This is a genomic window from Micromonospora sediminicola (assembly GCF_900089585.1).
GTDB classification, from domain to species: domain Bacteria; phylum Actinomycetota; class Actinomycetes; order Mycobacteriales; family Micromonosporaceae; genus Micromonospora; species Micromonospora sediminicola.
Map to the genome: position 1 here is coordinate 3,806,395 of NZ_FLRH01000003.1, position 23,762 is coordinate 3,830,156.

General features: G+C 73.1%; 28 protein-coding genes and 1 riboswitch. Of the genes, 10 read left to right on the top strand and 18 right to left on the bottom strand.

Going from position 1 to position 23,762, the window contains the following annotated elements; translation table 11 throughout:
* Positions 1-86: 86 nt before the first annotated feature.
* The gene (locus GA0070622_RS18180; RefSeq protein ID WP_013286363.1) at positions 87-287 is read right to left on the bottom strand and encodes a DUF5999 family protein; all 201 of its coding nucleotides are present in this window, start codon (positions 285-287) and stop codon (positions 87-89) included.
* Positions 288-410: 123 nt separating this feature from the next.
* Here GA0070622_RS18180 and GA0070622_RS18185 point away from each other — a divergent pair, with 123 nt between their 5' ends.
* Positions 411-1,601 (top strand): chorismate-binding protein, encoded by a 1,191-nt coding sequence (locus tag GA0070622_RS18185; RefSeq protein WP_091574411.1) that lies wholly within the window; start codon positions 411-413, stop codon positions 1,599-1,601.
* A gap of 53 nt (positions 1,602-1,654) precedes the next feature.
* On the opposite strand, the gene pip is transcribed toward GA0070622_RS18185, so the two are convergent.
* Complete coding sequence (gene pip, locus GA0070622_RS18190) at positions 1,655-2,602, bottom strand: prolyl aminopeptidase (RefSeq protein WP_091574412.1); 948 nt, start codon at positions 2,600-2,602, stop codon at positions 1,655-1,657.
* Positions 2,603-2,708: 106 nt separating this feature from the next.
* Here pip and def point away from each other — a divergent pair, with 106 nt between their 5' ends.
* The gene (def, locus tag GA0070622_RS18195) at positions 2,709-3,218 is read left to right on the top strand and encodes a peptide deformylase (RefSeq protein ID WP_091574413.1); all 510 of its coding nucleotides are present in this window, start codon (positions 2,709-2,711) and stop codon (positions 3,216-3,218) included.
* On the opposite strand, the gene GA0070622_RS18200 is transcribed toward def, so the two are convergent.
* Positions 3,198-4,004, bottom strand: a complete 807-nt coding sequence (locus GA0070622_RS18200; RefSeq protein ID WP_245666388.1) for a GNAT family N-acetyltransferase — start codon at positions 4,002-4,004, stop codon at positions 3,198-3,200. The two genes, def and GA0070622_RS18200, sit on opposite strands and share 21 nt — an antisense overlap.
* A complete protein-coding gene (locus tag GA0070622_RS18205) occupies positions 4,004-4,780 on the bottom strand; it encodes a sulfite exporter TauE/SafE family protein (protein ID WP_176558786.1) in 777 nt (258 codons plus the stop codon). The genes GA0070622_RS18200 and GA0070622_RS18205 overlap by 1 nt, the downstream gene beginning before the upstream one ends.
* Before the next feature lie 174 nt (positions 4,781-4,954).
* On the opposite strand from GA0070622_RS18205, the gene GA0070622_RS18210 reads away from it, so the two are divergent.
* Positions 4,955-5,734, top strand: coding sequence for an endonuclease/exonuclease/phosphatase family protein (locus GA0070622_RS18210; protein ID WP_091577620.1), 780 nt, complete (start codon positions 4,955-4,957; stop codon positions 5,732-5,734).
* A 1-nt stretch (position 5,735) separates the two neighbouring features.
* Here the strand turns inward: GA0070622_RS18210 and GA0070622_RS18215 are convergent, their stop codons facing one another.
* The 3 genes from GA0070622_RS18215 to GA0070622_RS18225 all read right to left on the bottom strand — a co-directional run bounded on the left by GA0070622_RS18215 (position 5,736) and on the right by GA0070622_RS18225 (position 8,944).
* Positions 5,736-6,596: a bifunctional 5,10-methylenetetrahydrofolate dehydrogenase/5,10-methenyltetrahydrofolate cyclohydrolase gene (locus tag GA0070622_RS18215; RefSeq protein WP_091574415.1), complete on the bottom strand. Its 861-nt coding sequence runs from the start codon at positions 6,594-6,596 to the stop codon at positions 5,736-5,738.
* Positions 6,597-6,609: 13 nt separating this feature from the next.
* Positions 6,610-6,691: riboswitch (ZMP/ZTP riboswitch) on the bottom strand.
* Positions 6,689-7,714, bottom strand: coding sequence for a hypothetical protein (locus tag GA0070622_RS18220; protein WP_091574416.1), 1,026 nt, complete (start codon positions 7,712-7,714; stop codon positions 6,689-6,691). (Overlaps the previous riboswitch by 3 nt.)
* A gap of 231 nt (positions 7,715-7,945) precedes the next feature.
* The gene (locus tag GA0070622_RS18225) at positions 7,946-8,944 is read right to left on the bottom strand and encodes a tyrosine-type recombinase/integrase (RefSeq protein WP_091574417.1); all 999 of its coding nucleotides are present in this window, start codon (positions 8,942-8,944) and stop codon (positions 7,946-7,948) included.
* Positions 8,945-9,043: 99 nt separating this feature from the next.
* Here GA0070622_RS18225 and GA0070622_RS33150 point away from each other — a divergent pair, with 99 nt between their 5' ends.
* Entirely contained in the window at positions 9,044-9,304 is a 261-nt protein-coding gene (locus tag GA0070622_RS33150) for a phosphotransferase (RefSeq protein ID WP_245666389.1), read from the top strand.
* A 4-nt stretch (positions 9,305-9,308) separates the two neighbouring features.
* Positions 9,309-9,680 carry a phosphotransferase gene (locus GA0070622_RS33155; protein ID WP_245666390.1) on the top strand — a complete coding sequence of 124 codons (372 nt, stop codon included), beginning with the start codon at positions 9,309-9,311 and terminating at the stop codon, positions 9,678-9,680.
* Between the two features lie 119 nt (positions 9,681-9,799).
* Here the strand turns inward: GA0070622_RS33155 and GA0070622_RS18235 are convergent, their stop codons facing one another.
* The 7 genes from GA0070622_RS18235 to pdxY all read right to left on the bottom strand — a co-directional run bounded on the left by GA0070622_RS18235 (position 9,800) and on the right by pdxY (position 16,332).
* Entirely contained in the window at positions 9,800-12,160 is a 2,361-nt protein-coding gene (locus GA0070622_RS18235) for an ATP-binding cassette domain-containing protein (protein ID WP_091574418.1), read from the bottom strand.
* Between the two features lie 27 nt (positions 12,161-12,187).
* On the bottom strand, positions 12,188-12,637 hold the full coding sequence (locus GA0070622_RS18240) for a pyridoxamine 5'-phosphate oxidase family protein (protein ID WP_091574419.1): 450 nt from the start codon (positions 12,635-12,637) through the stop codon (positions 12,188-12,190).
* An 8-nt stretch (positions 12,638-12,645) separates the two neighbouring features.
* Positions 12,646-13,059, bottom strand: a complete 414-nt coding sequence (locus GA0070622_RS18245) for a VOC family protein (RefSeq protein WP_091577623.1) — start codon at positions 13,057-13,059, stop codon at positions 12,646-12,648.
* A gap of 5 nt (positions 13,060-13,064) precedes the next feature.
* Positions 13,065-13,532, bottom strand: a complete 468-nt coding sequence (locus tag GA0070622_RS18250) for a helix-turn-helix transcriptional regulator (RefSeq protein ID WP_091574420.1) — start codon at positions 13,530-13,532, stop codon at positions 13,065-13,067.
* A 45-nt stretch (positions 13,533-13,577) separates the two neighbouring features.
* Positions 13,578-14,612, bottom strand: coding sequence for a hypothetical protein (locus GA0070622_RS18255; RefSeq protein WP_091574421.1), 1,035 nt, complete (start codon positions 14,610-14,612; stop codon positions 13,578-13,580).
* Positions 14,613-14,721: 109 nt separating this feature from the next.
* A complete protein-coding gene (locus GA0070622_RS18260; RefSeq protein WP_141684590.1) occupies positions 14,722-15,390 on the bottom strand; it encodes a hypothetical protein in 669 nt (222 codons plus the stop codon).
* Between the two features lie 90 nt (positions 15,391-15,480).
* Positions 15,481-16,332, bottom strand: coding sequence for a pyridoxal kinase PdxY (gene pdxY, locus GA0070622_RS18265; protein WP_091574423.1), 852 nt, complete (start codon positions 16,330-16,332; stop codon positions 15,481-15,483).
* 139 nt (positions 16,333-16,471) lie between these two features.
* On the opposite strand from pdxY, the gene GA0070622_RS18270 reads away from it, so the two are divergent.
* Positions 16,472-17,890, top strand: a complete 1,419-nt coding sequence (locus GA0070622_RS18270; RefSeq protein WP_091574424.1) for an OFA family MFS transporter — start codon at positions 16,472-16,474, stop codon at positions 17,888-17,890.
* Positions 17,887-18,012: an MFS transporter small subunit gene (locus GA0070622_RS33475; RefSeq protein WP_255292581.1), complete on the top strand. Its 126-nt coding sequence runs from the start codon at positions 17,887-17,889 to the stop codon at positions 18,010-18,012. The genes GA0070622_RS18270 and GA0070622_RS33475 overlap by 4 nt, the downstream gene beginning before the upstream one ends.
* Positions 18,013-18,053: 41 nt before the next feature.
* Here the strand turns inward: GA0070622_RS33475 and GA0070622_RS18275 are convergent, their stop codons facing one another.
* Positions 18,054-18,782, bottom strand: a complete 729-nt coding sequence (locus tag GA0070622_RS18275; RefSeq protein ID WP_091574425.1) for an SDR family NAD(P)-dependent oxidoreductase — start codon at positions 18,780-18,782, stop codon at positions 18,054-18,056.
* 75 nt (positions 18,783-18,857) lie between these two features.
* Between GA0070622_RS18275 and GA0070622_RS18280 the strand changes: the two genes are divergently transcribed.
* Positions 18,858-19,691, top strand: a complete 834-nt coding sequence (locus GA0070622_RS18280; protein WP_091574426.1) for a patatin-like phospholipase family protein — start codon at positions 18,858-18,860, stop codon at positions 19,689-19,691.
* Positions 19,692-19,747: 56 nt separating this feature from the next.
* Here GA0070622_RS18280 and GA0070622_RS18285 read toward each other — a convergent pair whose 3' ends face one another.
* Positions 19,748-20,983 carry an RNA polymerase sigma factor gene (locus GA0070622_RS18285; protein ID WP_245666392.1) on the bottom strand — a complete coding sequence of 412 codons (1,236 nt, stop codon included), beginning with the start codon at positions 20,981-20,983 and terminating at the stop codon, positions 19,748-19,750.
* A 4-nt stretch (positions 20,984-20,987) separates the two neighbouring features.
* A complete protein-coding gene (locus GA0070622_RS18290; RefSeq protein ID WP_218012380.1) occupies positions 20,988-21,365 on the bottom strand; it encodes a YciI family protein in 378 nt (125 codons plus the stop codon).
* Between the two features lie 105 nt (positions 21,366-21,470).
* Here GA0070622_RS18290 and GA0070622_RS18295 point away from each other — a divergent pair, with 105 nt between their 5' ends.
* A complete protein-coding gene (locus tag GA0070622_RS18295; RefSeq protein ID WP_281187017.1) occupies positions 21,471-21,935 on the top strand; it encodes a peroxiredoxin in 465 nt (154 codons plus the stop codon).
* 65 nt (positions 21,936-22,000) lie between these two features.
* Positions 22,001-22,690 (top strand): hypothetical protein, encoded by a 690-nt coding sequence (locus GA0070622_RS18300; RefSeq protein ID WP_091577627.1) that lies wholly within the window; start codon positions 22,001-22,003, stop codon positions 22,688-22,690.
* Between the two features lie 73 nt (positions 22,691-22,763).
* Here the strand turns inward: GA0070622_RS18300 and cydB are convergent, their stop codons facing one another.
* Positions 22,764-23,762, bottom strand: coding sequence for a cytochrome d ubiquinol oxidase subunit II (gene cydB, locus GA0070622_RS18305; RefSeq protein ID WP_091574429.1), 999 nt, complete (start codon positions 23,760-23,762; stop codon positions 22,764-22,766).

Sequence of the window (23,762 nt, forward strand, 5' to 3'; positions counted from 1 at the left end):
CGCCGGGGCGGTGGGGACACGGCCGCCCCGGCCGGCGCGCCGACGATCTCCGTCGGCGCGTACGCTCACTGACGCTGCGTGATCGCTCAGGCGACGAGGGCGTGGCGGGCCGGTCCCCGGTGCGGGGCGATGGTCCGCCCGTCGGGGAGCAGCTCACCGGTGTCCTCGAAGACGATGACGCCGTTGCAGAGCAGGCTCCAGCCCTGCTCAGGGAAGCAGGCGAGGACGCGGGCGGCTTCGCGGTCGGTCGCGTCGGCGGAGGGGCAGGTGGGCTGGTGCTGACACATCGGGTTCTCCGGACTGTGGGGGCACTGTGTCATGGTTCACATGACCAGTGACGCACAGTACCAAGGAAAACTGAGCGGCATCGAGCAAGGATGCGTCTTGTTCACCCAGAATCGGCTGAACGGATGAGCCGGAACCACCCGGACGTTGTGGAAGCGCTCCCACAGGTGCCGGTCGATGCCCCCGGCGCACCCCCCGCCTGCCGTGGTCGGCTGGTCGAGACCGCCCGGCTGCAATGGCGCGTCGCCGACGGCGGCGACCCCGCCGACCTGGCGCAACGCTTCCTCGCCGCGCACGGCGTACCGACCGACGACCTTGCCCGACCCGCCCGGCACACGCCGGACGGGGTGTGCGGCGCGGCGCTGTTCCTGTCCGCCGCCGCCGGCGCCCACACGATCGGCGCCCCACCCGGCGCGCCGAGCCCCGCCCCGGCGCTGCCGGACCTGGCCGTGGTCGTCTACCACCACACCGACCGGCCACCCACCCGTCGCCCGACGCCCGACCGATGGTGGCTGGGGGACTGGCAGGACAGCTGGAGCGCCACCGAGCACGCCGCTGCCGTCGACGCCGTCCGCGCCGCCATCGGACGCGGCGACGTCTACCAGGTCAACCTCGTCGGCCACGCCGCCGCCCCGTACGCCGGGGACCCCCGCCCGGCGCTGGCCCGCCTCGCCGCGCTGCCCGGCGCCCGCTACGGCGGCACCCTCACCGGCGCGGGCTGGGCGGTCGGCTGCGCCTCCCCGGAGACACTCGTCGCGCTGGAACACGGCCGCCTGGTCACCCGACCGATCAAGGGCACCCGCCCGGCCACCCCCGCCGGCCGCCGCGAACTGCTCGCCTCGGCCAAGGAACGCGCCGAACACGTGATGATCGTCGACCTGGAACGCAACGACCTCGCCCGGGTGGCCCGCACCGGCTCCGTGCGCGTCGACGAACTGTTCGCCGTACGCCGCTGGTGCGACCTGTGGCAGGCCGAGTCGACCGTGTCCGCGGCACCCGCCGACGGCCTCGGCCTGGCCGACCTGCTGCGCGCGGTCAGCCCCGGCGGGTCGGTCACCGGCGCGCCCAAACACGCCGCCCTGGCGCACCTGGCCGCGCTGGAACCGGTCGGACGCGGCGCCGGCATGGGCGCGCTCGGCTGGATCGGCCCCGGCCGGCTCGACCTGGGACTGACCATCCGCACCGCCGCCGCCGACGCCCACCGGCTGCACCTGTGGGCCGGCGGCGGCATCACCTGGGGCAGCGACCCCGCCGCCGAGGTCGCCGAGGCCGCCGCCAAGGCCGCACCCGTGCGCGCCCTGCTCGCCGCCGGCTGAGCACCGACAGCCCGGAGCCGCCCGGCGGTCCCGCGCGGGACCGCCCGCGACGCTCAGGCGGCGGCGAACGCGTCCAGGGCGGCGACCACCCGCTCACCCACACCGTGCCCGCTGCCGTGCCCACCGGCCTCGACGATCTCCAACCGCGCGTCCGGCCAGTCCCGCGCCAGGCGCCACGCGACGTCCGGCGGACCACTGACGTCCAACCGGCCCTGCACCATCACCCCCGGAATGCCGGCCAGGCGGCCCGCGTCGCGGAACAGCTGCCCGTCGGGCAGGAACCCCCGGTTGGCGAAGTAGTGGGTGACCAGCCGGGTGAACCCGAACCGGAACACCGGGTCGGCGAACCGGGGGTCCGGCGCGAACCCGCCGGCCAGGGAGACGTGCACGTCCTCCCAGTCGCACCAGTCGCGGGCCGCCCGCTCCCGCACCGCCGGGTCGGGGTCGTTCACCAACCGGGCGTACGCGGCCGCGAGATCACCGTCACGGTCGGCCTCCGGCACCCCGTCGCGGAACCGCGCCCACTGCTGCGGGAACACCCGACCCATGTCCCGGGTCACCCACTCGACCTCCCGCGCGGTCGTGGCCACCACGCTGAACAACACCAGCGCGCTCACCCGATCCGGGTGCCGCTGGGCGTACGCCAACGACAGCGTCGACCCCCACGAGGCGCCGCACACCAACCACCGGTCCACCCCCAGATGCGCGCGCAGCGCCTCCATGTCGGCCAGCAGATGTCCGGTCGTGTTCACCGACAGGTCGGTGGCCGGATCGGACACCGGCGGGGTGCTGCGCCCGCAGCCGCGCTGGTCGAACAACACGATCCGGTAGGCGGCCGGGTCGAACAGCCGCCGCCACGACGCGCCCGCGCCCGACCCGGGGCCACCGTGCACCACCAGCGCCGCACGGCCGTCGGGATTGCCGCTGGTCTCCCAGTGGATCCGCTGCCCGTCACCGACGTCCAGCATCCCCCGCGCGTACGGCTCGACCGGTGGATACATGCCACACCCCTCCCACGACGGATCCGACAGCGCGCACCCTACGACCCGCCCGCCGCGCCGACGGGTGGGCACCCGGGGCCGGTAAGCAACGGATAGCCTTCCGGGCATGACTATGCGCCCGATCCGGATCATCGGCGACCCCGTGCTGCGCACCCCCAGCGAGCCGATCACCAGCTTCGACGCCGAGCTGCGCACCCTCGTGCAGGACCTGATGGACACCCTGCTCGGCGCACCCGGGCGCGCCGGCGTCGCCGCCCCGCAGATCGGCGTGAACGCCCAGGTGTTCGTCTACCAGGCCGACGGCCACCGCGGCCACATGGTCAACCCCACCCTGGAATTGTCCGAGGAACTCCAGGACGACGACGAGGGCTGCCTGTCCATCCCCGGGCTCTACTTCCCGACCCCCCGGGCGCTGCACGCCACCGCCCACGGCGTCGACCAGCACGGCGAACCGCTCACCGTCACCGGCACCGGCTTCCTCGCCCGCGCCCTGCAACACGAGACCGACCACCTGCGCGGCCGCCTCTACGTCGACACGCTGCGCGGCGACACCCGCCGCCGCGCGCTGCGCGAGATCCGCGCCGGCCGGTTCGACTCACCCAGCCGCGCCCGCTGACCCGGCCGCCGGCCCGGTCAACCGGGTCAACGCGCACTCGGTGAACCCGGCGACCGCGGTGAACCCCAACCGCTCGTACAACCGCACCGCCGCGGCGTTGTCCGCCCGCACGTTGAGCGTCACGTGATCCACCGACGCCCGCAACCGCGCGCACAACGCCGCCACCACACCCGCACCCAGACCACGCCCCCGCACGTCCGGATGCGTCGTCACGTTCCCCAACGCCGCCACCCGCCACCGCGGCGACCACACGTGCACCCCGGCCACCGCCACCAACCGGCCCCGATCCCGCACCCCCACGTACTGGCCGGTGTCCAGCATCCGCGGATCGAACCAGTTCCCCGGATACGCCACCGCGTACAACTCCCGCAACTCCGCCAGATCAGCCCGACCCAACGGCTCACCCACCGCCGGCACCGCCGCCGCACGCGGAGGATCCGTCCACGCCATCCGCAGGTGCGCCGCCGCGTCCGACACCGCGTACCACCGCGACACCGTCGCCTCCAGGCCGGGGGACAGGTGCGCCCACAACCGCGCCGGCAGCACCGGCGCCGCCTCCACCAGCAACGCCGACAGCGCCGCCACCCGCTCCGGCGCCGCGAACGCCAACAACGTCGGCAACTCCACCCCGTGGTACAGCAACACCACCTCGTCACCACGACGGAACCACGACGTGTACGGCCAGAAGAAATCGTCCAGATCACCCAACTGGTACGCGTGCAACACCGGATCCCGACCCAACAACCCGGCCAACACCGCCCGGTCGTGCTCCGCCCGCACCGCCATCACCGCACCGCCGTCCACTGGTCGTAACCCAGCCGCGCCACCAACGCCAGCACCACCACCAGCAGCACCACCCGCACGAACCCGGCGCCGCGCCGCAACGCCATCCGCGCACCCACCATCGCCCCCGCCACGTTGCACACCGCCATCGCCGCACCCAACAGCCACCACACGTGCCCGGTCACCCCGAACACCACCAGCGCCCCCAGGTTCGTCCCCGCGTTGACCACCTTCGCCATCGCCGACCCGTGCAGGAAATCCGCACCCACCAGCGCGGTGAACGCCAACACCAGGAACGTGCCCGTACCCGGACCGATCAACCCGTCGTACAACGCGATGCCCACCCCGGCCACCGCCACCGCCGCCACCACCCGCCCACGGGTCCGCCGCGCCGGCGACGCCACCACCCCCAACCGCGGCCGGGTCAGCACGAACACCGCCACCGACACCAACACCACCAGCACCACCGGCCGGTACGCCCCCGCCGGCACCAACCCCGCCAACGCCGCACCCAACCCCGCCGTCACCACCGCCAACCCCGCCGCCGGACCCGCCACCGCCCAGTCCAGCTTCGTCCGCCGCGCGTACGTCACCGCCGCCGTCGACGTCCCGAAGATCGCCGCCAGCTTGTTCGTCCCCAACGCCGTGGCCACCGGCAGCCCCGGCGCCGCCACCAACAACGCCGGCAACAACAACAGCCCACCGCCGCCCACCACCGCGTCCACCCACCCGGCCAGCGCGGCAGCGCCCAACAACGTCGTCAGCGACACGGCATCCACGGCCGCATTCTTCCCACCCCGCCACCGGCGACGAGACCCCCTGTGGCCAGCCTCACCGGCCCCGACGCCGCCGCAACCACATCCCCACCGACGCCACCGCCACGAACACCAGCATCGAACAGCACAGCAGCTTCAGCACCCGGCAAGCCTGCCACGGCGACGTAGGGTGTGCAGGTGCGCCTGGCCACCTTCAACCTGCTGCACGGCCGTTCCCTTACCGACGGGCTCGTCGACCCGGACCGGCTCACCGCCGCCGTCACCGCCCTCGACGCCGACGTCCTCGCCCTGCAGGAGGTCGACCGCGACCAGAGCCGCAGCGGCAAACTCGACCTCACCGCCCTCGCCGCCCGCGCCCTGCACGCCGAGCACCACCGCTTCGCCGCCGCCGTCGTCGGCACCCCCGGCGAACAGTTCCGCCCCCTCACCCACGACGACGACGGCCACGGCGAACCCCTCTACGGCATCGGCCTGATCAGCCGCCACCCCGTCCGCTCCTGGCAGGTCACCCGACTGCGCGCGGCACCCGTACGCTCACCCATCTACGTACCCGGCCCCGGCGGCGGACTCGTCCTGCTCCGCGACGAACCCCGCGTCGTGCTCGCCGCCGTCCTCGACACCCCCCACGGCCCACTCACCGTCGCCGCCACCCACCTGTCCTTCGTCCCCGGCTGGAACGTGTGGCAACTGCGCCGCGTCGTGCGCGCCCTGCGCGCCCTGCCCGCACCCCGGATCCTGCTCGGCGACCTCAACCTGCCCGCCGGACCCGCCGCCGCCCTGTCCCGCTGGCGACCCCTGGCCCGCCGCCCCACCTACCCGGCCGGGCAGCCCCGCGTCCAACTCGACCACATCCTCGCCGACCGGCAGCACCTCGACCGGCTCCCACCCGTCACCGCCGTCGACACCCCCCTGGCCACCATCTCCGACCACCGGCCCCTCGTCGTCGACCTCGGGTGACCTAGCCGGTCTGCCGCGCCGTCGCCCGCACCGCGTTGCGGAACAACATCGCCACCGTCGTCGGACCCACCCCACCGACGCGCGGCGTGATCGCCCCCGCCACCTCGGCGCACGACTCGTCCACGTCCGGCAGCAACCGCCGCCCCTCGTAGCGCACCCCACCACCGACCACCACCGCACCCGGACGCACATGCTCCGGACGCACGATCCCCGGCACCCCCGCCGCCGCCACCAGGATCTCCGCCCGCCGCGTGTACCGCGGCCAGTCCGCCACCCCGGTGTGCACCACCGTCACCGCCGCGTTCGCCGTCGGCCGCTTCTGCGCCAGCAACATCGCCAACGGCCGACCCAACGTCGCACCCCGACCGAGGATCACGACCTCCCGGCCCGCCACCGGCACCCCGTGGAACGCCAGCAACGCCTCGATCCCCGCCGGCGTACACGGCAACGGACCCGGCAACCCCAACGCCAACCGGCCCATGTTCACCGGATGCATACCGTCGACGTCCTTGTCCGGGTCCAGCTCCGCCAACGCCCGGTCGTAGTCCAGGTGCCCCGGGATCGGATGCTGCACCAACACCCCGTGCACACCCTTGTCCGCGTTGAAGTCCGCCAGCACCGCGTGCAGATCCGCCTGCGACGCCGACGCCGGCAGATGCACGTGCGGCGACGCGAAACCCAACTCCGCCGCCTGCCGAGACTTGATCCGGATGTAACCCGCGCTCGCGTCGTCGTCACCCACCAGCACCGTCGCCAACGCCGGCGTCACCCCCGCCGCACGCAGCTCCGCCACCGACGCGGCGACCTCCGCCAACACCCGCTCCGCCACCGGGGCACCCGGCAACAACCGCGCAGAAGACATACGACACCTCGCCCGCGGAGGCCCAGGCGGTCGACCCCCGCGACGAGCTCCCCGATGGTCAACCCATCCCCGTGCCGCCAGTCGCGTCCCCCTCACCCTGCCACAGCACGCGCCGCGACCGCATCCACCACCGCCTGCCACCCCGGCAACGCCGCCAGCAGCGCATCCGCCCGCCGCCGCCGATCCGCCGCCGACGCCACCCCGAGATCCGCCAGCATCGCCGCGAACGCCGGCCGCAGCGCCCGCTCCCGCCGCGGCGCCACCGACGCCAACACCGCATGACACCGCGCGTACGTCACCAGCACCCAGAACATCGCCTCCCGGTGCCGCCCCGCCGCCACCAGCTCCGCCGCCCCGTCGAACACCACCGGCCGCCCCGCGGCACCCAGATCCGCCCCGAACGCAAACCCCTCCCGCGGCAGGCCCGCCACCTCGTCGAACACCACCGCCAACCCGGCCAGGTGCTCCCGCACCCGCCCCGCGCCCACCCCACCGCTGTCCAGCGTCGCCAGCAACTCCGGATACCTCCCGGCGAAACCGAACCGCTCCAACACCTCCGCCGCCCGCACGTACCGCCGCCGCACCGTCGGATCCACCAACCCCGCCACCGCCGGCCACACCGCCACCAGCGACGCCGGGAACACCCACGCCAACACCTGCTCCGCCGGCGGCGCCTCCGCGTCCGGGACCCGCAATCCGACCTCGACCCGCCGCCGCACCCCGGCACACCGCCGCCGGACCCACACCGGATCCGCGAAGACCGCCGCCACCCGCTCGCTCAGCACGGCCAGACGGCCCGACGGATCCGCGATCACTCCATCGGTACGGAACATCGGCGCGAACACCCACGACCCCAACACGTCCTCCGGGCCACCCAACTCGTCCCAGGTGACCGCGCCGACGTCCAGCAGCACCCCCCGGTGGGTGAGCTTGCCCAGCTTCGTCGCGGGGGAGTCACGCACCAGCACCACGTCCACGTCCGACGACGCCGGCAGCTCCGCGTCCTCCGGCATCCCCAGCGTCGACCCGCTGAACACCGCGCCCCGCACCGACGGATCCACGCGCATCCGCTGCCGCACCCAGTCGACCGCCACCGCTCGCGCCGCACCCACCCGCACCGACCCGATCCTGCCAGCGTCCGATCCACCGGACCATCGACGTGACACCGCGTCGCGCGAGCGCTCGGTGAAAGGGCACCCCACAACGCGATATACCGCTTAGTCATAAATATGACCCAGCGGTATATCGCCAAGAAGGGGGACACTGCCCCGACGCCCGACGCCCGACGCCCGACGCCCGACGCCCGACGCCCGACGCCCGACGCCCGACGCCCGACGCCCGACGCCCGGTCAGCTCCGTGTCGTCAGCCCGGACAACGCCCGGTTCGTGCGGTTCGCCGCCACCGCCGCCCGCTGCTGACCCGCCGTCACCTCGATGTACGTCTGCGACGACGCCAACGACGCGTGCCCCAGCAGCCGCATGATCTCCGCCGCGCTCGCCCCGTCCTCGGCCAACCGCGTGGCGAACGTGTGCCGCAACGCGTGCAACCGCGCCCCCCGCGGCACCCGGTCCCCGATGCCCGCCCGCCGGTAACACGACTCCACCAGATACTGCAGGCCGCCCCGGCGCAACGGCTCACCCCGCCGGTCCACCAGCAACGGCCCGTCCGGACGCACGCTGCGGGCGCCGAACCGGAACCGACGACTGTCCAGGTAGCCGGCCAGCACCCGGTCCACCCCCGCCTCGATCGGCACCGTGCGGGGCCGCCCACCCTTGCCCGCCACGTCCACCCGACGCTCGCCGGCGCGGCCCGCCACCGACGACACCCGCAACGCCAACAGCTCCGACAGGCGCAACCCCGCGCACAGCGCCAGCGCCAGCACCGCGAGGTCCCGCTCCGGCCACGGATCGCGCTGCCGGCCCTCCGCGCGCGCCACCGCCGCCAGCAGTTCCTCCGGCGTGTCCTCGCCCCGCAGCGGCTTCGGCCGGGGGAGCGGCGTGCGGGGCCGCCCCACCGCCGGCATCGGATTCCCGGGCACGACACCCTCGGCGACGAGGAAGGTGAAGAAGCTGTTCCAGGTGGACCAGGCACGGTGGACGGACGCGGCGGCGCGGGGAGCGGCGAAACGCGCGAACGCCGCCCGCATCACGCGGGGGGACAGGGCGGTCACCGGCAGCCGGTTCAGGGGGAGGGGAGTGCCGCCGTCGTCGGCCGCCACCAGGGCGGCCACCGTGGTCAGGTCCCGGCGGTAGGCGGCCAGGGTGTGGGGGGAGGGCTTACGGGTGGCCCGCGCGGTCAGGAACTCCTCGATCAACACCTCGACCATTTCGTCCACTTTGTCGTGCATAAGGGATATTATGCACGATTCTCGCGTTCTCGCCAGTGGGGCGTTCCCGGGGGAGAGCGGACGGAAAAACGCGTTGTGGACCTCCGGAGACTGGACCGCATGGTGGAGATCGACGCCGCGCTCGTCCGGACTCTCGTCGCCGCGCAGTTCCCGCAGTGGGCGCACCTGCCGGTCACCGCGGTCACGCGACAGGGGTGGGACAACCGGACCTTCCGTATCGGCGACGACCTGCTGGTCCGCCTGCCCAGCGCCGAGGGCTACGCGTCGGCAATCGCCAAGGAGGACCACTGCCTGCCGATCCTGGCCCGCCATCTGCCGCTGCCCGCACCCGAACCCGTCGCCACTGGAGCGCCTCGGTGACCGGGTGGACGGCGACGCCTGCCGCGAGGTGTGGGCGCGTGCACTGACCTCGGCCTGGCCGGGAGTGCCGGTGTGGTTCCACGGTGACGTCTCGGCGGGCAACCTGTTGGTCGTGGACGGGCGGCTCGCCGCGGTGATCGATTTCGGCACGTGCGGGGTGGGTGATCCGGCGTGCGATCTGGTGCCGGCGTGGACGTGGTGCGTCGGCGCCGAACGCGCGGTGTTCCGGGACGCGGTCGGTCTGGACGCCGACAGCTGGCGTCGGGCCCGCGGGTGGGCGCTGTGGAAGGCGCTGATCTCGGTCGCGCACGGCAGCGAGGCTCCGGAGGAGCCGTTGCGGGTGGTGGCGGAGGTCCTCGCCGATCCGGTGGTGTGAACGGGCGCGGGGAGGCCCCGATCCGCTTTACTTGACATAATGTAGATTATCGAATCGAGCGGTACGGGGTGCGGGGCGGCGGTGTCGGTGCCGGACGCCGCCGCCCCGCGTACGCCGGGTCAGGCCCCGACGTAGTCGGCGAGGTGTTCGCCGGTGAGCGTCGACCGGGCGGCCACCAGCTCGGCCGGCGTGCCCTCGAAGACGATCCGGCCGCCGTCGTGGCCGGCGCCTGGACCGAGGTCGATGATCCAGTCGGCGTGCGCCATGACCGCCTGGTGGTGTTCGATGACGATGACCGACTTGCCGGATTCGACCAGCCGGTCGAGCAGGCCGAGGAGTTGGGCCACGTCGGCCAGGTGCAGGCCGGTGGTTGGCTCGTCGAGGACGTAGACGCCGCCCCTGTCCCCCATCCGGGTGGCGAGCTTGAGCCGCTGCCGCTCTCCCCCGGACAGGGTGGTGAGCGGCTGGCCGAGGGTGAGGTAGCCGAGTCCGACGTCGGCGAGCCGGTCGAGGATGGCGTGGGCGGCCGGGGTGCGGGCGTCGCCGGCGCCGAAGAACTTCTCGGCCTCGTTGACCGGCATGGCGAGGACCTCGCTGATGTCGCGGCCGCCGAGGTGGTAGTCGAGCACGGCGGCCTGGAACCGCTTGCCGTCGCAGTCCTCGCAGGTGCTGGCGACGCCGGCCATCATGCCGAGGTCGGTGTAGATGACGCCGGCGCCGTTGCAGGTGGGGCAGGCGCCTTCGGAGTTGGCGCTGAACAGGGCGGGTTTGACGCCGTTGGCCTTGGCGAAGGCCTTGCGGATGGGGTCGAGCAGGCCGGTGTAGGTGGCCGGGTTGCTGCGGCGGGAGCCGCGGATGGCGGTCTGGTCGACGCTGACCACGTCGTCGCGCTTGCCGAGGGAGCCGTGGATGAGGGAGCTCTTGCCGGAGCCGGCGACGCCGGTGACGACGACCAGGACGCCGAGCGGGATGTCGACGTCGACGTCGCGCAGGTTGTGGGTGCGGGCGCCGCGGATGGGCAGGGTGCCGGTGGGTGTGCGGACGGTGTCCTTGAGGGTGGCGCGGTCGTCGAGGTGGCGGCCGGTGACGGTGTCGCTGGCGCGCAGGCCGGCGACGGTGCCCTGGTAGCAGATGGTGCCGCCGTCGGTGCCGGCGCCGGGGCCGAGGTCGACGACGTGGTCGGCGATGGCGATGGTCTCCGGTTTGTGTTCGACGACGAGGACGGTGTTGCCCTTGTCGCGCAGGCGCAGCAGGAGGTTGTTCATCCGGGCGATGTCGTGCGGGTGCAGTCCGATGGTGGGTTCGTCGAAGACGTAGGTGACGTCGGTCAGTGACGAGCCGAGGTGGCGGATCATCTTGGTGCGTTGGGCCTCGCCGCCGGAGAGGGTGCCGGAGGGGCGGTCGAGGCTGAGGTAGCCGAGGCCGATCTCGACGAAGGAGTCGAGGGTGTCCCCCAGTGCGGTGAGCAGTGGGCCGACGGAGGGTTCGTGCAGGTCGCGTACCCAGGTGGCGAGGTCGCTGATCTGCATGGCGCAGGCGTCGGCGATGGTGATGCCGTTGATCTTCGAGGAGCGGGCTTCGGGGCTCAGTCGGGTGCCGTCGCACTCGGGGCAGGTGGTGAAGGTGACGGCGCGTTCGACGAAGGCGCGGATGTGCGGCTGCATGGCGTCGACGTCCTTGGCGAGCATCGACTTGCTGATGGCGGGGATGAGGCCGGTGTAGGTGACGTTGATGCCTTCGACCTTGACCTTGGTGGGCTCCTTGTGGAGCAGGTCGTGCAGTTCGCGTTCGGTGTAGTCGCGGATGGGTTTGTCGGGGTCGAACATGCCGCTGGCGCGGAAGATGCGGCCGTACCAGCCGTCCATGCTGTAGCCGGGGATGGTGATGGCGCCCTCGTTGAGGGTGCGGTCGGCGTCGTAGAGGACGGTGAGGTCGAAGTCGGTGACGGCGCCGCGGCCCTCGCAGCGGGGGCACATGCCGCCGAGGCGGTGGAAGGTGCCCTTCTTGGTCTGGGTCTTGCCGGGGCCGCGGTCGACGGTGATGGCGCCGGCGGCGCGGACGGAGGGGACGTTGAAGGAGTAGGCGTTGGGTGGGCCGATGTGGGGTTGGCCGAGGCGGCTGAAGAGGATGCGCAGCATGGCGTTGGCGTCGGTGGCGGTGCCGACGGTGGAGCGGGGGTCGGCGCCCATGCGTTCCTGGTCGACGATGATGGCGGTGGTGAGGCCTTCGAGGATGTCGACCTCGGGTCGGGACAGGGTGGGCATGAAGCCCTGGACGAAGGCGCTGTAGGTCTCGTTGATGAGTCGTTGGGACTCGGCGGCGATGGTGCCGAAGACCAGGGAGCTCTTGCCGGAGCCGGAGACGCCGGTGAAGACGGTGAGGCGGCGTTTGGGCAGGTCGACGTCGACGTCGCGCAGGTTGTTCTCGCGTGCGCCGTGGACGCGGATGACGTCGTGGCTGTCGGCGGTGGCCGTGGTCATGGTGTCTCCGTCCGGTCGTGCGGGGTGTCAGTCGAGCCAGGCGCCGTCGCGCATGAGCGTGCGGTCGGTCATCTCGTTCACCTCGCGCCAGGCCTGGATGCGGCGGGGTCGGATGCGGTACCAGTGGTAGGGCTCGGTCAGGGTACGGGGGTCGAAGCCGGTGCGGGTGGCGAAGCGGTCGCCGCGGTCGGTGGGTAGGGCGTGGATGTCGAGGGTTTCGACGTCGCCGTCGATCATGACGACGTCGCGGGTGTGGCCGAGGCCGACGCGGGCGCGGCCGGTGGCGAGGTTGCGGCCGGTGGGGCTGTGCGCGGCGGTGGCCAGCAGCAGGGTGTGGCCGTCCCAGTCGAAGGACAGGGGCACGAGGTGGGGGGTGCCGTCGGGGTCGGCGCTGGCGACCCAGCAGTCGATGTCGTGGTCGAGCCGGTGGGTGGTGTCCTGGCGGCGTCGGGCGCGGGTGCGGGGGGCGTCGGTCATCGGTGGGTTCAGCGCCGCTCGTTGATGCGGATGAGGTTGCCGGTGGGGTCGCGGAAGGCGCAGTCGCGGACGCCGTAGGGCTGTTCGGTGGGTTCCTGGACGACGTCGGCGCCGCTGGCCTGGAGGCGGTCGAACAGGCCGTCGAGGTCGTCGGTGGCGAGGGTGAGGGCGCCGTAGCTGCCCTTGGCGATGAGTTCGTGGATGGTGCGGCGCTCGTCGTCGGTGATGCCGGGGTCGACGGCCGGGGGGTGCAGGACGATGCCGGTCTCGGGCTGTTCGGGTGGGCCGACGGTGAGCCAGCGCATGGTGTCGCCCTGGCCGACGTCGTTGCGCAGGTCGAAGCCGAGGGTGTCGCGGTAGAAGGCGATGGCGGCGTCGGCGTCGGTGTGCGGCAGGAAGGCGTAGTGGATGGTGATCGTCATGGTGGTCACGCTAGTGGGGGCGTGCCGGTGCGGGCTTCTCGATTCCTGATCGGTCGGGTGGCCTGCTTGGTCAGGCACGGGGGTGGTTCGGGGGTGTCGGGTGTGTGGCGGGCGCGGTAGGCGCTGGGTGGTTCGCCGACGAGTTCGGTGAAGCGGGTGCTGAAGGTGCCGAGGGACTGGCAGCCGACGGCGAAGCAGACGTCGGTGACGGTGAGGTCGCCGCGGCGTAGCAGGGCCATGGCGCGTTCGATGCGGCGGGTCATGAGGTAGGCGTAGGGGGATTCGCCGTAGGTCTGGCGGAACTGGCGGCTGAGGTGGCCGGCGGACATGTGCACGCCGCGGGCGAGGGCTTCGACGTCGAGGGGGCGGGCGTATTCGCGGTCGATGCGGTCGCGGACGCGGCGCAGCCGGGCGAGGTCGCGTAGTCGTTGGGCGAACGCGGGGTCTTCGGTGGCCGGGTGGTGGGCGTGCACCTGTGCATCTTCCCTGCTCGGCGGCGGGGTCGTCCACCTGTTCGGTCAGGGCGGCGTGTCGGTCGACCCGGCGGCCCAGGCGGTCCAGGCGTCGCGCCAGGCCTGGTCTGCGGCGGCGCGTCGGTGGAGGTCGGCCGTGGGATCCGGCACCAGTCGTTGGTGGTGTCGCCAGGCTCGGTGGGCCGGGCCGCTGGGTGGGTCGTCGGCGAGGCCGGTGACGTGCAGGAGGGTTTCGGTGATGGCGCGTTCGCGTAGCCGGGGTGAGGTGTCGAACCAGTCGGCGTGCCCGGCGAGCGTGGTGAGGTGGGCGATCGCGTCGGACACCGCACGGTTGGCCGCCGGTTCGCTCTGGTCGGTCAGTTCCTGCTGGCGGCGCACGGCGGCGCGCCAGAGGCCGGACCAGTGAGCCGGCAGTTCGGGGTGTGCTCCCCCGCCGGCGATCCAGGTCAGGGTTTGGCGGCGGTGGGTCAGGGCGGCGTCGATCAGCGCCCGGTGCGGTTCACGGGCGAGGTCTTGTGGCACGGGCGGTGGGGGTGGCTGCGGGAGCGGGTCGGGTCGACGCCATGTGCGGTCGAGCAGGGGTGCCGGGTCGGCGACGAGGCGGAGCTGGATGGTGGCCGCGGGCCAGTCGCGGGCCACGACCGTGATCTCGGCGTCGATCAGGGCGTCGGCGCAGCGGGTCGCCGTCCACCGGTCGCCGGCTCGCACGGTGCGTCCGGTGACGGGTCGGCCGTCGAGGTGCATCGTGGCGTCGTCCTCGGTCCATTCGACGTCGGACAGGTGTGCGCCGGCCATGCGCATCGCATGTTCCAGTCGGTGGCGGAGGGGGTCGCCCCGGTTGTCGGCGCGGCGCGCGGTGTCGACGACGGCCCACGGGCCGGTCGTCGCGTCGCCGTGCGCGACCCGTACGTGGGTGATCGTGCCGTCGGTGGATTCGAGTCCGGCGAACCGCGCGGTGGTGGGCAGGCCGGGGCCGGTGAGCGCGACGACGGGCAGGCCGCTGTCGCGCAGTTCACGGCGCAGGTGCTCGGTCTGTCGTGCGAGGCGCTCGTCGACGTGGGCTCTCGGGTCGTGTTCCACCGCGACCTCCTCGTCCGCGCGGGGTTTCCGGCTGCGACGGTACTCGCGCGGGTCGCCGCCCGGTCGCGTCAGGCATGTTGGCGCGGCCGGGCGGCGGTGTCGGTCGGGGTCAGGTGATGGTCGTGGACGTGGTCGGCGAGTAGGAGTAGCAGAGCCAGCCGGCTTCGGTGATGGTGAAGCTGCCCCAGGTGACGGTGGCGTTGGCCCAGCCGCGGGTCAGGTTCAGGGTGCGGGCGCTGGCGGCCCAGGACAGGCCGAGGCCGGAGTAGTAGCCGTCGTACTCGTCGTAGTTCTGGGTGGAGTGGCCGCCGTTGTCGCTGATGTCGACGTGCCAGTGGATGTCCCATGGGCCGCCCGAGGCCTGGACGAGGGTCATGCCCGTCGTCAATGTCGCCCGGCCGCCGCCTCTGGGGTCGAGGCCGACCCATGAGCTGCCGCACTCGCCGGTTGCCGCGCCGTAGCTGTTGGTGGACATCGAGCTGCCCGGCTTGAGGACACCGTGCTCGGGCACGTAGCGCCCTTCGGTCGCTGCCGTTGCCTTGTCGGCCGGCACCGAAGACTGGGAGCCGTCGGGCAACGTCACGACGCGGTAGCCGTGCGCCTCGGCGACCTTCGCGTCGAAGCCCACCAGGCCCATGCCGAGACGGTCGGTCTTGGCGACGGCGCCGGGTGCCGCGGCAGCCGGGGTCGTGAGGGCCGGGACGCCTGCCGTGGCGAGTGCGAGAGCGAGCAGCGCTGATGCGGACAGTCGGGTGCGTCGTCTGTTCCTGGTGGTCATTCCTTCTCCCCGTGTGAGTGACGTTCCCCGAGCCTATTCGAGATGCGTCAATATTTATAGAGAAGGATGGATGTGTTTCGAGATAGCTGGTCAGCGCAGTTGGCGGGCGGTGAAGCGGGTGGGTGGGTCGGCGATGGCGTCCTGGGCGGCGACGAGTTGCAGTTCGCGGGTGCCGGCGGCGAGGGTGGCCTCGAGTACCGCGAAGATCGAGTTGGTGGTGCGTTCGAGCGCGGTCTCGGGTGAGCCGGTGGTGGCGAGGTGGGCCAGGTAGAGGGCGGCGGTGACGTCGCCGCCGCCGTTGGGGGCGATCGGCAGCAGCGGGGTGGTGACCGCCCACGCGCCGGTGTCGGAGACGGCGACCACGTCGAGGTGGTCGGCGGGCAGGTCGCCGTGCAGGACGCTGGTGACCAGGACGTGGCGGGGGCCGGTGGCGCGGACGGTGTCGACGGCGGCGAGCAGGTCGTCGAGGGTGTCGGTGGTGCGGCCGGCGAGGAACTCCAGCTCGAACTGGTTGGGGGTGACGATGTCGGCGCGGGGGACGACGGTGTCGCGGAGGTATTCGGGGATGCCGGGGCGGACGAACATGCCGCGGCCGACGTCGCCCATGACCGGGTCGCAGCAGTAGAGGGCGTCGGGGTTGGCGGCCTTGACCTGGGCGACGGCGTCGAGGATGACCGCGCCGACGGCCGGGTCGCCCTGGTAGCCGGAGAGCACGGCGTCGGCGGTGCCGAGGACGCCGCGGTCGGCGATGCCGGCGATGACGTCGGCGACGTCGGTGGGGGCGAGCAGGGGGCCGCGCCAGGCGCCGTAGCCGGTGTGGTTGGAGAAGTGCACGGTCAGTACGGGCCAGACCTCGTGGCGGAGGCGTTGCAGGGGGAACACGGCGGCGGAGTTGCCGACGTGGCCGTAGGCGACCGACGACTGGATGGACAGGATCTTCACCGGTTCATCGTCGCATCCGGGGCCGGTGGTGACCGTTCGGCTCAGGGTTTCGACCGTCGGGCGCGGGGCGGGTTTGGGCGCAGCGTGCGGCGGGGGCATGAAGCGAGGTGTTCTCGTCATCCGGACGGAGGAAGCACTGATGCTTTCCGCACTCGATCGTCGGCACACCGTCGCGCCACCGGGTTACAGCCGTTGGCTGATTCCCCCGGCGGCGTTGGCGATCCATCTCTGCATCGGGCAGGTCTACGCGACCAGCGTGTACAAGAACTCTCTGATCGCGCACTTCGACACCGGGCAGACGGCGATCGGGGTGATCTTCAGCATCGCGATCGTGATGTTGGGGTTGTCGGCCGCGGTGGCCGGTACGTGGGTGGAGGCGAACGGGCCGCGTAAGGCGATGTTCGTCTCGGCGTGTTTCTGGGCGGCGGGATTCCTGGTGGGCGCGTTGGGGATCGCGACGTCGCAGCTGTGGCTGCTGTACCTGGGATACGGGGTGCTGGGCGGAATCGGTCTGGGGATCGGGTACATCTCCCCCGTCTCCACGTTGATCAAGTGGTTTCCGGACCGGCCGGGTCTGGCGACCGGTCTGGCGATCATGGGGTTCGGTGGTGGGGCGATGGTGGCCTCTCCCCTGTCCCGGCAGCTGTTGTCGTTCTTCGACTCCGGGTACGACCCGTCGAACAGCGGTTCGACGGCGTCGGGGTCGGCGTTGGTGTGGTTGTTCGTCACCCTCGGCGTCGGCTATTTCGTGATCATGATGTTCGGGGTGTTCAACGTGCGGGTGCCGGCGGCGGACTGGCGTCCGGCCGGCTTCGACCCGGCGAGGGTGGCGGCGAAGCCGCTGGTGACCACCGCGAACGTGTCGGCGGCGAACGCGGTGAAGACCCGTTCGTTCTGGCTGCTGTGGGTGGTGCTGTTCTGCAACGTGACCGCCGGGATCGGCATCCTGGAGCAGGCCAGCCCGATGATCCAGGACTTCTTCCGCGAGGGTGGCACGTCGGCGGTGTCGGTGGCGGCGGCCGGCGGTTTCGTGGGGCTGCTGTCGTTGTTCAACATGGCGGGCCGGTTCGTCTGGTCGTCGACCTCGGACGTGATCGGCCGGAAGCCGATCTACGTGGTGTACCTGGGTGTGGGCATGGTGCTGTACCTGCTGCTGGCGCTGGTGGGGCAGAGCGCGACGGCGTTGTTCGTGCTGCTGGCGTGCGTGATCCTGTCGTTCTACGGCGGTGGGTTCGCCACCGTGCCGGCGTACCTGCGGGACCTGTTCGGCACGTTCGAGGTGGGTGCGATCCACGGTCGGCTGCTGACCGCGTGGTCGGCGGCGGGGGTGGCGGGTCCGCTGATCGTCAACGCGTTCCTCGACGCGCAGGGCGAGCCGGGCACGTTGACCGCGGCGGCGTACCGGCCGGCGCTGTTCACGATGGTCGGGGTGCTGGCGGTGGGGTTGGTGGCGAACCTGCTGATCCGGCCGGTGCCGCAGCGGTTCCACGAGCCGGCGTCGGGCCGGGAGGAGAGGGCGGACGAGCGGCCGGTGGCGGCGGAGAGGAGCGGGTCGTGAACGAGCGGGTCGGTGGCGGGCAGCGGGTCCGCCTGGTGGTGTCGTGGCTGGTGGTGTCGGTGCTGTTGGGTTACGGCGTGGTGCAGACGCTGATCACGGCGGCGAAGCTGTTCACGCAGTGAGGGCGGCTGCGGCCCGGGTCTCCCCCGGGCCGCCGCGCCGCTCAGAGGCCGCCGGCCACGCGTAGGACGGCGCCGGTGGTGTACGAGGCGTCGGGGCCGAGCAGGTGGGCGATGGCGCCGGCGACCTCGTCGGGTTCGCCGGCGCGGCCCAGCGGGATCCGACCGGCGGCGGTGTCGGGTCGGTCCGGCACGCCGGAGCGGGCGTGGATGTCGGTGCGGATGATGCCGGGCGCGACCGCGTTGACCCGGATGCCGCGCGGGGCGAGTTCCTTGGCCAGGCCGACGGTGAGGGTGTCGGTGGCGGCCTTCGCGGCGGCGTAGTGGATGTACTCGCCGGGGCTGCCGAGGGTGGCGGCGGCGGAGGAGACGTTGACGATCGCGCCGCCGGCGGTCATCCGGCGGGCCGCCTGCTGGGCGCAGAGGACGTAGCCGACGAGGTTGACGTCGACGACCTCGCGCAGGTCCTCGGCGCGCAGGTCGGTGAACGGGCCGATGGGGCTGGTGACGCCGGCGTTGTTGACCAGGCCGGTGAGCGGGCCGAGCCGGTCGGCGGCGTCGAAGATGCGGCGTACCTGCTCGGGGTCGCAGGTGTCGGCGGCGACGGTGACCGCGCGGCGGCCGGCGGCGCGCACGTCGGCGGCCACGGATTCGGCGGCCGCGTGGTCGGTGCGGTAGCCGATCACCAGGTCGTGGCCGTCGGCGGCGAGTCGTCGGGCGGTGGCCGCGCCGATGCCGCGCCCTCCCCCGGTAACGATGGTGACGGAGGTCAATGCCCTTCTCCCCTGCCTGGTGGTGGGGGCGACGTTACCGTGAGCGGGACCACCCGGGGTGGAGAGGACTGTCACATGGGGCGCGCGTTGGTGTTGGGTGGCGGCGGGGTGACCGGGGTGGCCTGGGAACTGGGTCTGCTGGCCGGGTTTGCCGGGCACGGGTTGCGGCTGGACGAGGCGGACCTGGTGGTGGGCACGTCGGCCGGGTCGGTGGTCGGGGCGCAGGTGCGTTCGGGTACGCCCCTGGCAGAGCTGTACGAGGCGCAGTTGCGGCCACCGCGCGACGAGGTGCCGGCCCGGCTCGGGGCGGGGGTGCTGTTGCGCTGGGCGTGGGCCGGTGGGCGGGGCCGGGACGCGGCGCGGGCCCGGGCGCGCATCGGCGCGATGGCGTTGTCGGCGCGTACCGCGTCGGAGCAGTCGCGGCGGGCGGTGATCGCGGCGCGGTTGCCGTCGTCGGAGTGGCCGGCGGCGCGGCTGCTGGTCACCGCGGTGGACGCGGCGTCGGGTGAGTTCGTGGTGTTCGACGCGGACAGCGGGGTGCCGCTGGTGGACGCGGTCGGCGCGAGTTGCGCGGTGCCGGGGGTGTGGCCGCCGGTGACCGTCGGTGGCCGGCGTTACGTCGACGGCGGTGTCCGTTCGCCGGTGAACGCGGATCTGGCGGCCGGGTGCGGGCAGGTGGTGGTGCTGGCGCCGACGACCGCCGCGGTGGGGCCCATGCCGCGGTTGGCGGCGCAGGTGGTGGCGTTGCGCAAGGCGGGGGCGCGGGTGGCGGTGGTGTCGCCGGACCGGGCGGCGCGCACGGCGATCGGTCGTAACGTGCTGGACCCGGCGCGGCGGGCGGCGTCGGCGCGGGCCGGGTTCGCGCAGGCCGAGGCGGTGGCGCACGAGGTGGGCGCGGTGTGGCGCTGACCGGGGGCGCCGAGCACGACGCGGCCTGACCGGCCGCGCCGCTGCCACCGGCGGTGTCAGGAGGCGCCGGTCAGGCGGGCCAGGCGTCGGTTGAGGTAGCGCTGTTCGGGCAGGCTTCCGGACAGCCGCGCCGCCAACCGGTAGTGGTCGGCTGCGGCCCGCGGATCGCCGTCGAGTTCCAGCAGGTGGGCGCGGACGGCGTGCAGCCGGTGGTGGCCGCGCATCGCCGGGTCGGCCAGCAGCGGTTCGAGCAGCGCCAGCCCGAGGCCGGGGCCGTGCGCCATGGCCACGGCGACGGCCTGGTTGAGCGTGACGAACGGGCTGGGAGCGACCCGGCTCAGCATGTCGTAGAGGACGCTGATCTGCCGCCAGTCGGTGTCCGGGAAGGCCGGCGCCTCGGCGTGGACGGCCGCGATGGCCGCCTGGAGTTGGAAGCGGCCCACCGGCCCGTGGGGCAGGGCCCGACCCAGCAGCGTGACGCCCTCGTCGATGAGGTCGTGGCGCCAGCGGGAGCGGTCCTGGTCGGCCAGCGGCACGAGGTCTCCGGCGGCGTCGGTGCGGGCGGGCGACCGGGCGTGGGTGAGCAGCATCAGCGCCAGCGCGCCGGTGACCTCGTGGTGGTCGGGCAGCGCGGCGTGGACCTGACGGGTGAGCCGGATCGCCTCCTCGGTGAGTTCCACGTCGACGAGTTGGTCGCCGGAGGTGCGGGTGTAGCCCTCGCTGAACACCAGGTGGCACACGTCCAGCACGGCGGCCACCCGGTCGGGCAGCGCGTGCCGCGGCGGCATGGTGAACCGGGCGCCCGCGTCGCGCAGCGTCGCGCGTGCCCGGCTCAGCCGCTGGGTCATGGTCCGGGCCGGCACCAGGTAGGCGGCGGCGATCTGCTCCACGCGCAGCCCCGCCACCGCGCGCAGGGTCAGCGCGACCTGGGAAGGGCGGCTCAGCGCCGGGTGGCAGCAGAGGAACAGCAGCCGCAGCGTGTCGTCCGTGTCGGTGACGGGTGTGTCGTCGACCGCCGGCACGACACCGGCGTCGGGCTGCCGGGCCGCGTCGAGCCGTTCGCGGCGGGTGCGGGCCGTCTCGGCGCGCACCCGGTCGATCAGCCGTCGCGAGGCGACCCGGATGAGCCAGGCGCGGGGTTCGTCGGGGACACCGGTGAGCGGCCACCGGGCGGCTGCTGCCTCCGCCGCGTCCTGTAGGGCGTCCTCGCAGGCGTCGGGGTGCCCGTGGTGGCGCAGCAGCGCGGCGCGGACGTGCGGCGCCTCCCGGCGCCACACGTCCGCGAGCGCCACGACGTCACTGATCGGAGCCGCCCGGCCACATCGAGGGCCGCAGCTCGACGGTTTCCCCGGGGCCGGCGAACCTCGCGGCGACGGCCTCGGCGCGGGCCTGGTCCTCGACGTCGATGAGGAAGAAACCGGCGAGGTGTTCCTTGGCCTCGGAGTACGGGCCGTCGGTCGCCAGGGGTGCGCCGTCGCGCCACCGGTAGAGCCGGGCGGTGCGGGGGTCGGCGAGCGCCTCACCGACGACCAGCTCACCGTTGGCGTGCAGCTCGGTCATCACCTGCTCGAAGTCGGCGTTGAGCCGGTCGCGTACCTCGGCGGGCAGCTCCTGGTGGGCGGCGAGGTATTCGGAGGTGGGGTGGCCCCACGGCTCCGGGTTGGAATGGATCATGATCACGTACTTCACTGTCTGTCCTCCGCGTCGTGCGGCGGTGTCTCCCCGCCGCTCGCCCGGTACGACGGAGCGGGATCGCCGATGTCTACATATCCTCGCGTCATGAGTGACGCGGTGGGTGTCGGTGACCTGGTCGAGGATTTCACGCTGCCGGACGAGACGGGCACGCCACGGCGCCTGTCGGAGTTCCTGGCCGCCGGTCCGGTGGTGCTGTTCTTCTACCCGGCGGCGATGACGCGGGGCTGCACGGCGGAGAGCTGCCACTTCCGGGACCTGGCGGCGGAGTTCGCGGCGGTGGGCGCGCAGCGGGTGGGGATCAGCCGGGATCCGGTGCAGCGGCAGGCGGAGTTCTCCCGCCGGCACGGGCTCGGCTATCCGCTGCTGTCGGACATCGACGGCGAGGTGGCGCGGGCGTTCGGGGTGCGGCGGCGGCTGCCGCTGGGCGCACTGAGCACCCGGCGGATGACGTTCGTCATCGGCACCGACCGGCGGGTGCTGGCCGTGGTGCACAGCGAGCTGAGCATGAACGAGCACGCCGACGCGGCGCTGCGGGCCCTCGGGGGCTGATCATCGCGGTGTCGCAGCCGGCTGGTATCAAGGCTGCGTCAAACAGGTGTACGGAAGAGGGCGTGATGGCGGGTCAGGGTTTGTCCACTGACGAGGTTCAGGGAATCCGGGAGGCCCTTGCGGCGGGCCGCAAGCCCCGGGTGGTGTTCACCGAGGCGGCCGGGCAGATGGCCGGGCAGCTCGGGCAGGTGGTGGAGCTGACCGACCCGGCGGCGTCGGAGGAGTTCGTGGTGGTGCGGTTCGGCCGCGACGAGCTGCCCTTCTCCCCCGCCGACGTGGCGATCGCCCCCAAGGGCGCCGGGCGGCGTCCGGCGGCCGAGGCGAAGCCGGAACCGGAGCAGGCGCCGGCCGCCCCGCCGGAGCCGGAGTTCGTGCTGGACACCCCGCGGGTTCCGGCGCCGCGACGGGAGGAGCCGAAGGCGGAGCAGCCGACAGCGGAGCCGAAGCCGGCGAAGCGGGCGGTGAAGGCCGCGAAGCCGAAGACTCCGCCGGGGCTGACCGTGACGCTTGCCTACGCCGAGGGTGAGTGGACGGTCGCCGCGCAGCAGGGCACGAAGGCGCTGGCCCGGCCGTACGTGGTGAAGCCGGCCGAGGCGCTGCGGATGGTGGCGCTGGTCGACGTGCCGGGGGTGCAGGAGGCGGTGGAGCAGATCCTGGCCGCGGAGCGGGCCGAGGCCGAGCAGCAGGCGGAGAAGCTGCGCGCCGAGCTGGCCGAGATCGAGGCCCGGCTGGCGGAGCTGCGCGAGGCGCGCTGACCCCGGAACGCCCCGCGGGGCCGGTGCGACCCCCTCGCACCGGCCCCGCGTCACCCCTGCGCCCGCAGGTCCATCAGTGTTGCGGAATGTTCTGTACCCCGATCCGGCGTCGGAACACCCAGTACGTCCAACCCTGGTAGGCCAGGACGATCGGCGTGAAGACCACCGCCACCCAGGTCATGATCTTCAGGGTGTAGGGGGTGGACGCGGCGTTGGTGGCGGTGAGCGTGCCGGCCGCGTCGAGGGTGGAGGGCAGCACGTTGGGGAACAGCGCGGCGAACAGCGTCGCCACGGCCAGGGCGATGGCCACGGCGGTTCCGGTGAACGCCCAGCCCTCCCGGCGTACCCGGGCGGCGGCCAGGCCGCCGAGCAGCGCGAGAGCGGCACCGGCGGCGAGCACGACGGCGGCGGCGCTGGAGCGGATGGTCAGCGACCAGCTCAGGAACGCCACCGCGGCCACGGCGGTGCCGGCGCCGAGCTTGACCGCGAGGGCGCCGGCGCGCTCGCGGATGTCGCCGGTGGTCTTCAGCGCGAGGAACACCGCGCCGTGGGTGAGGAACAGCCCCAGCGTGGTCAGGCCACCGAGCAGCGCGTACGGGTGCAGCAGGTCGAGCAGGCCGCCGACGTACTCGTGGTCGGCGTCGAGCGGCACGCCGCGGAAGATGTTCGCGAACGCCACCCCCCACAGCACGGCCGGCACGGCCGAGCCCCAGAAGATGGCCTGGTCCCAGCGGCGCTTCCAGGACGCCTCGGGCCGCTTGTGCCGGTACTCGAACGCCACGCCGCGGGCGATCAGGGCCAGCAGGATGAGCAGCAGCGGCAGGTAGAAGCCGGAGAACAGGGTGGCGTACCACTCGGGGAACGCGGCGAACATGGCGCCGCCGGCGGTGATCAGCCACACCTCGTTGCCGTCCCACACCGGGCCGATGGTGTTGATCAGGACGCGGCGTTGCCGGTCGTCGCGGCCGAGCACGGGCAGCAGCATCCCGACGCCGAAGTCGAAGCCTTCGAGGATGAAGTAGCCGGTGAAGAGCACGGCCACGAGGAGAAACCAGACGGTCGTCAGTTCCAC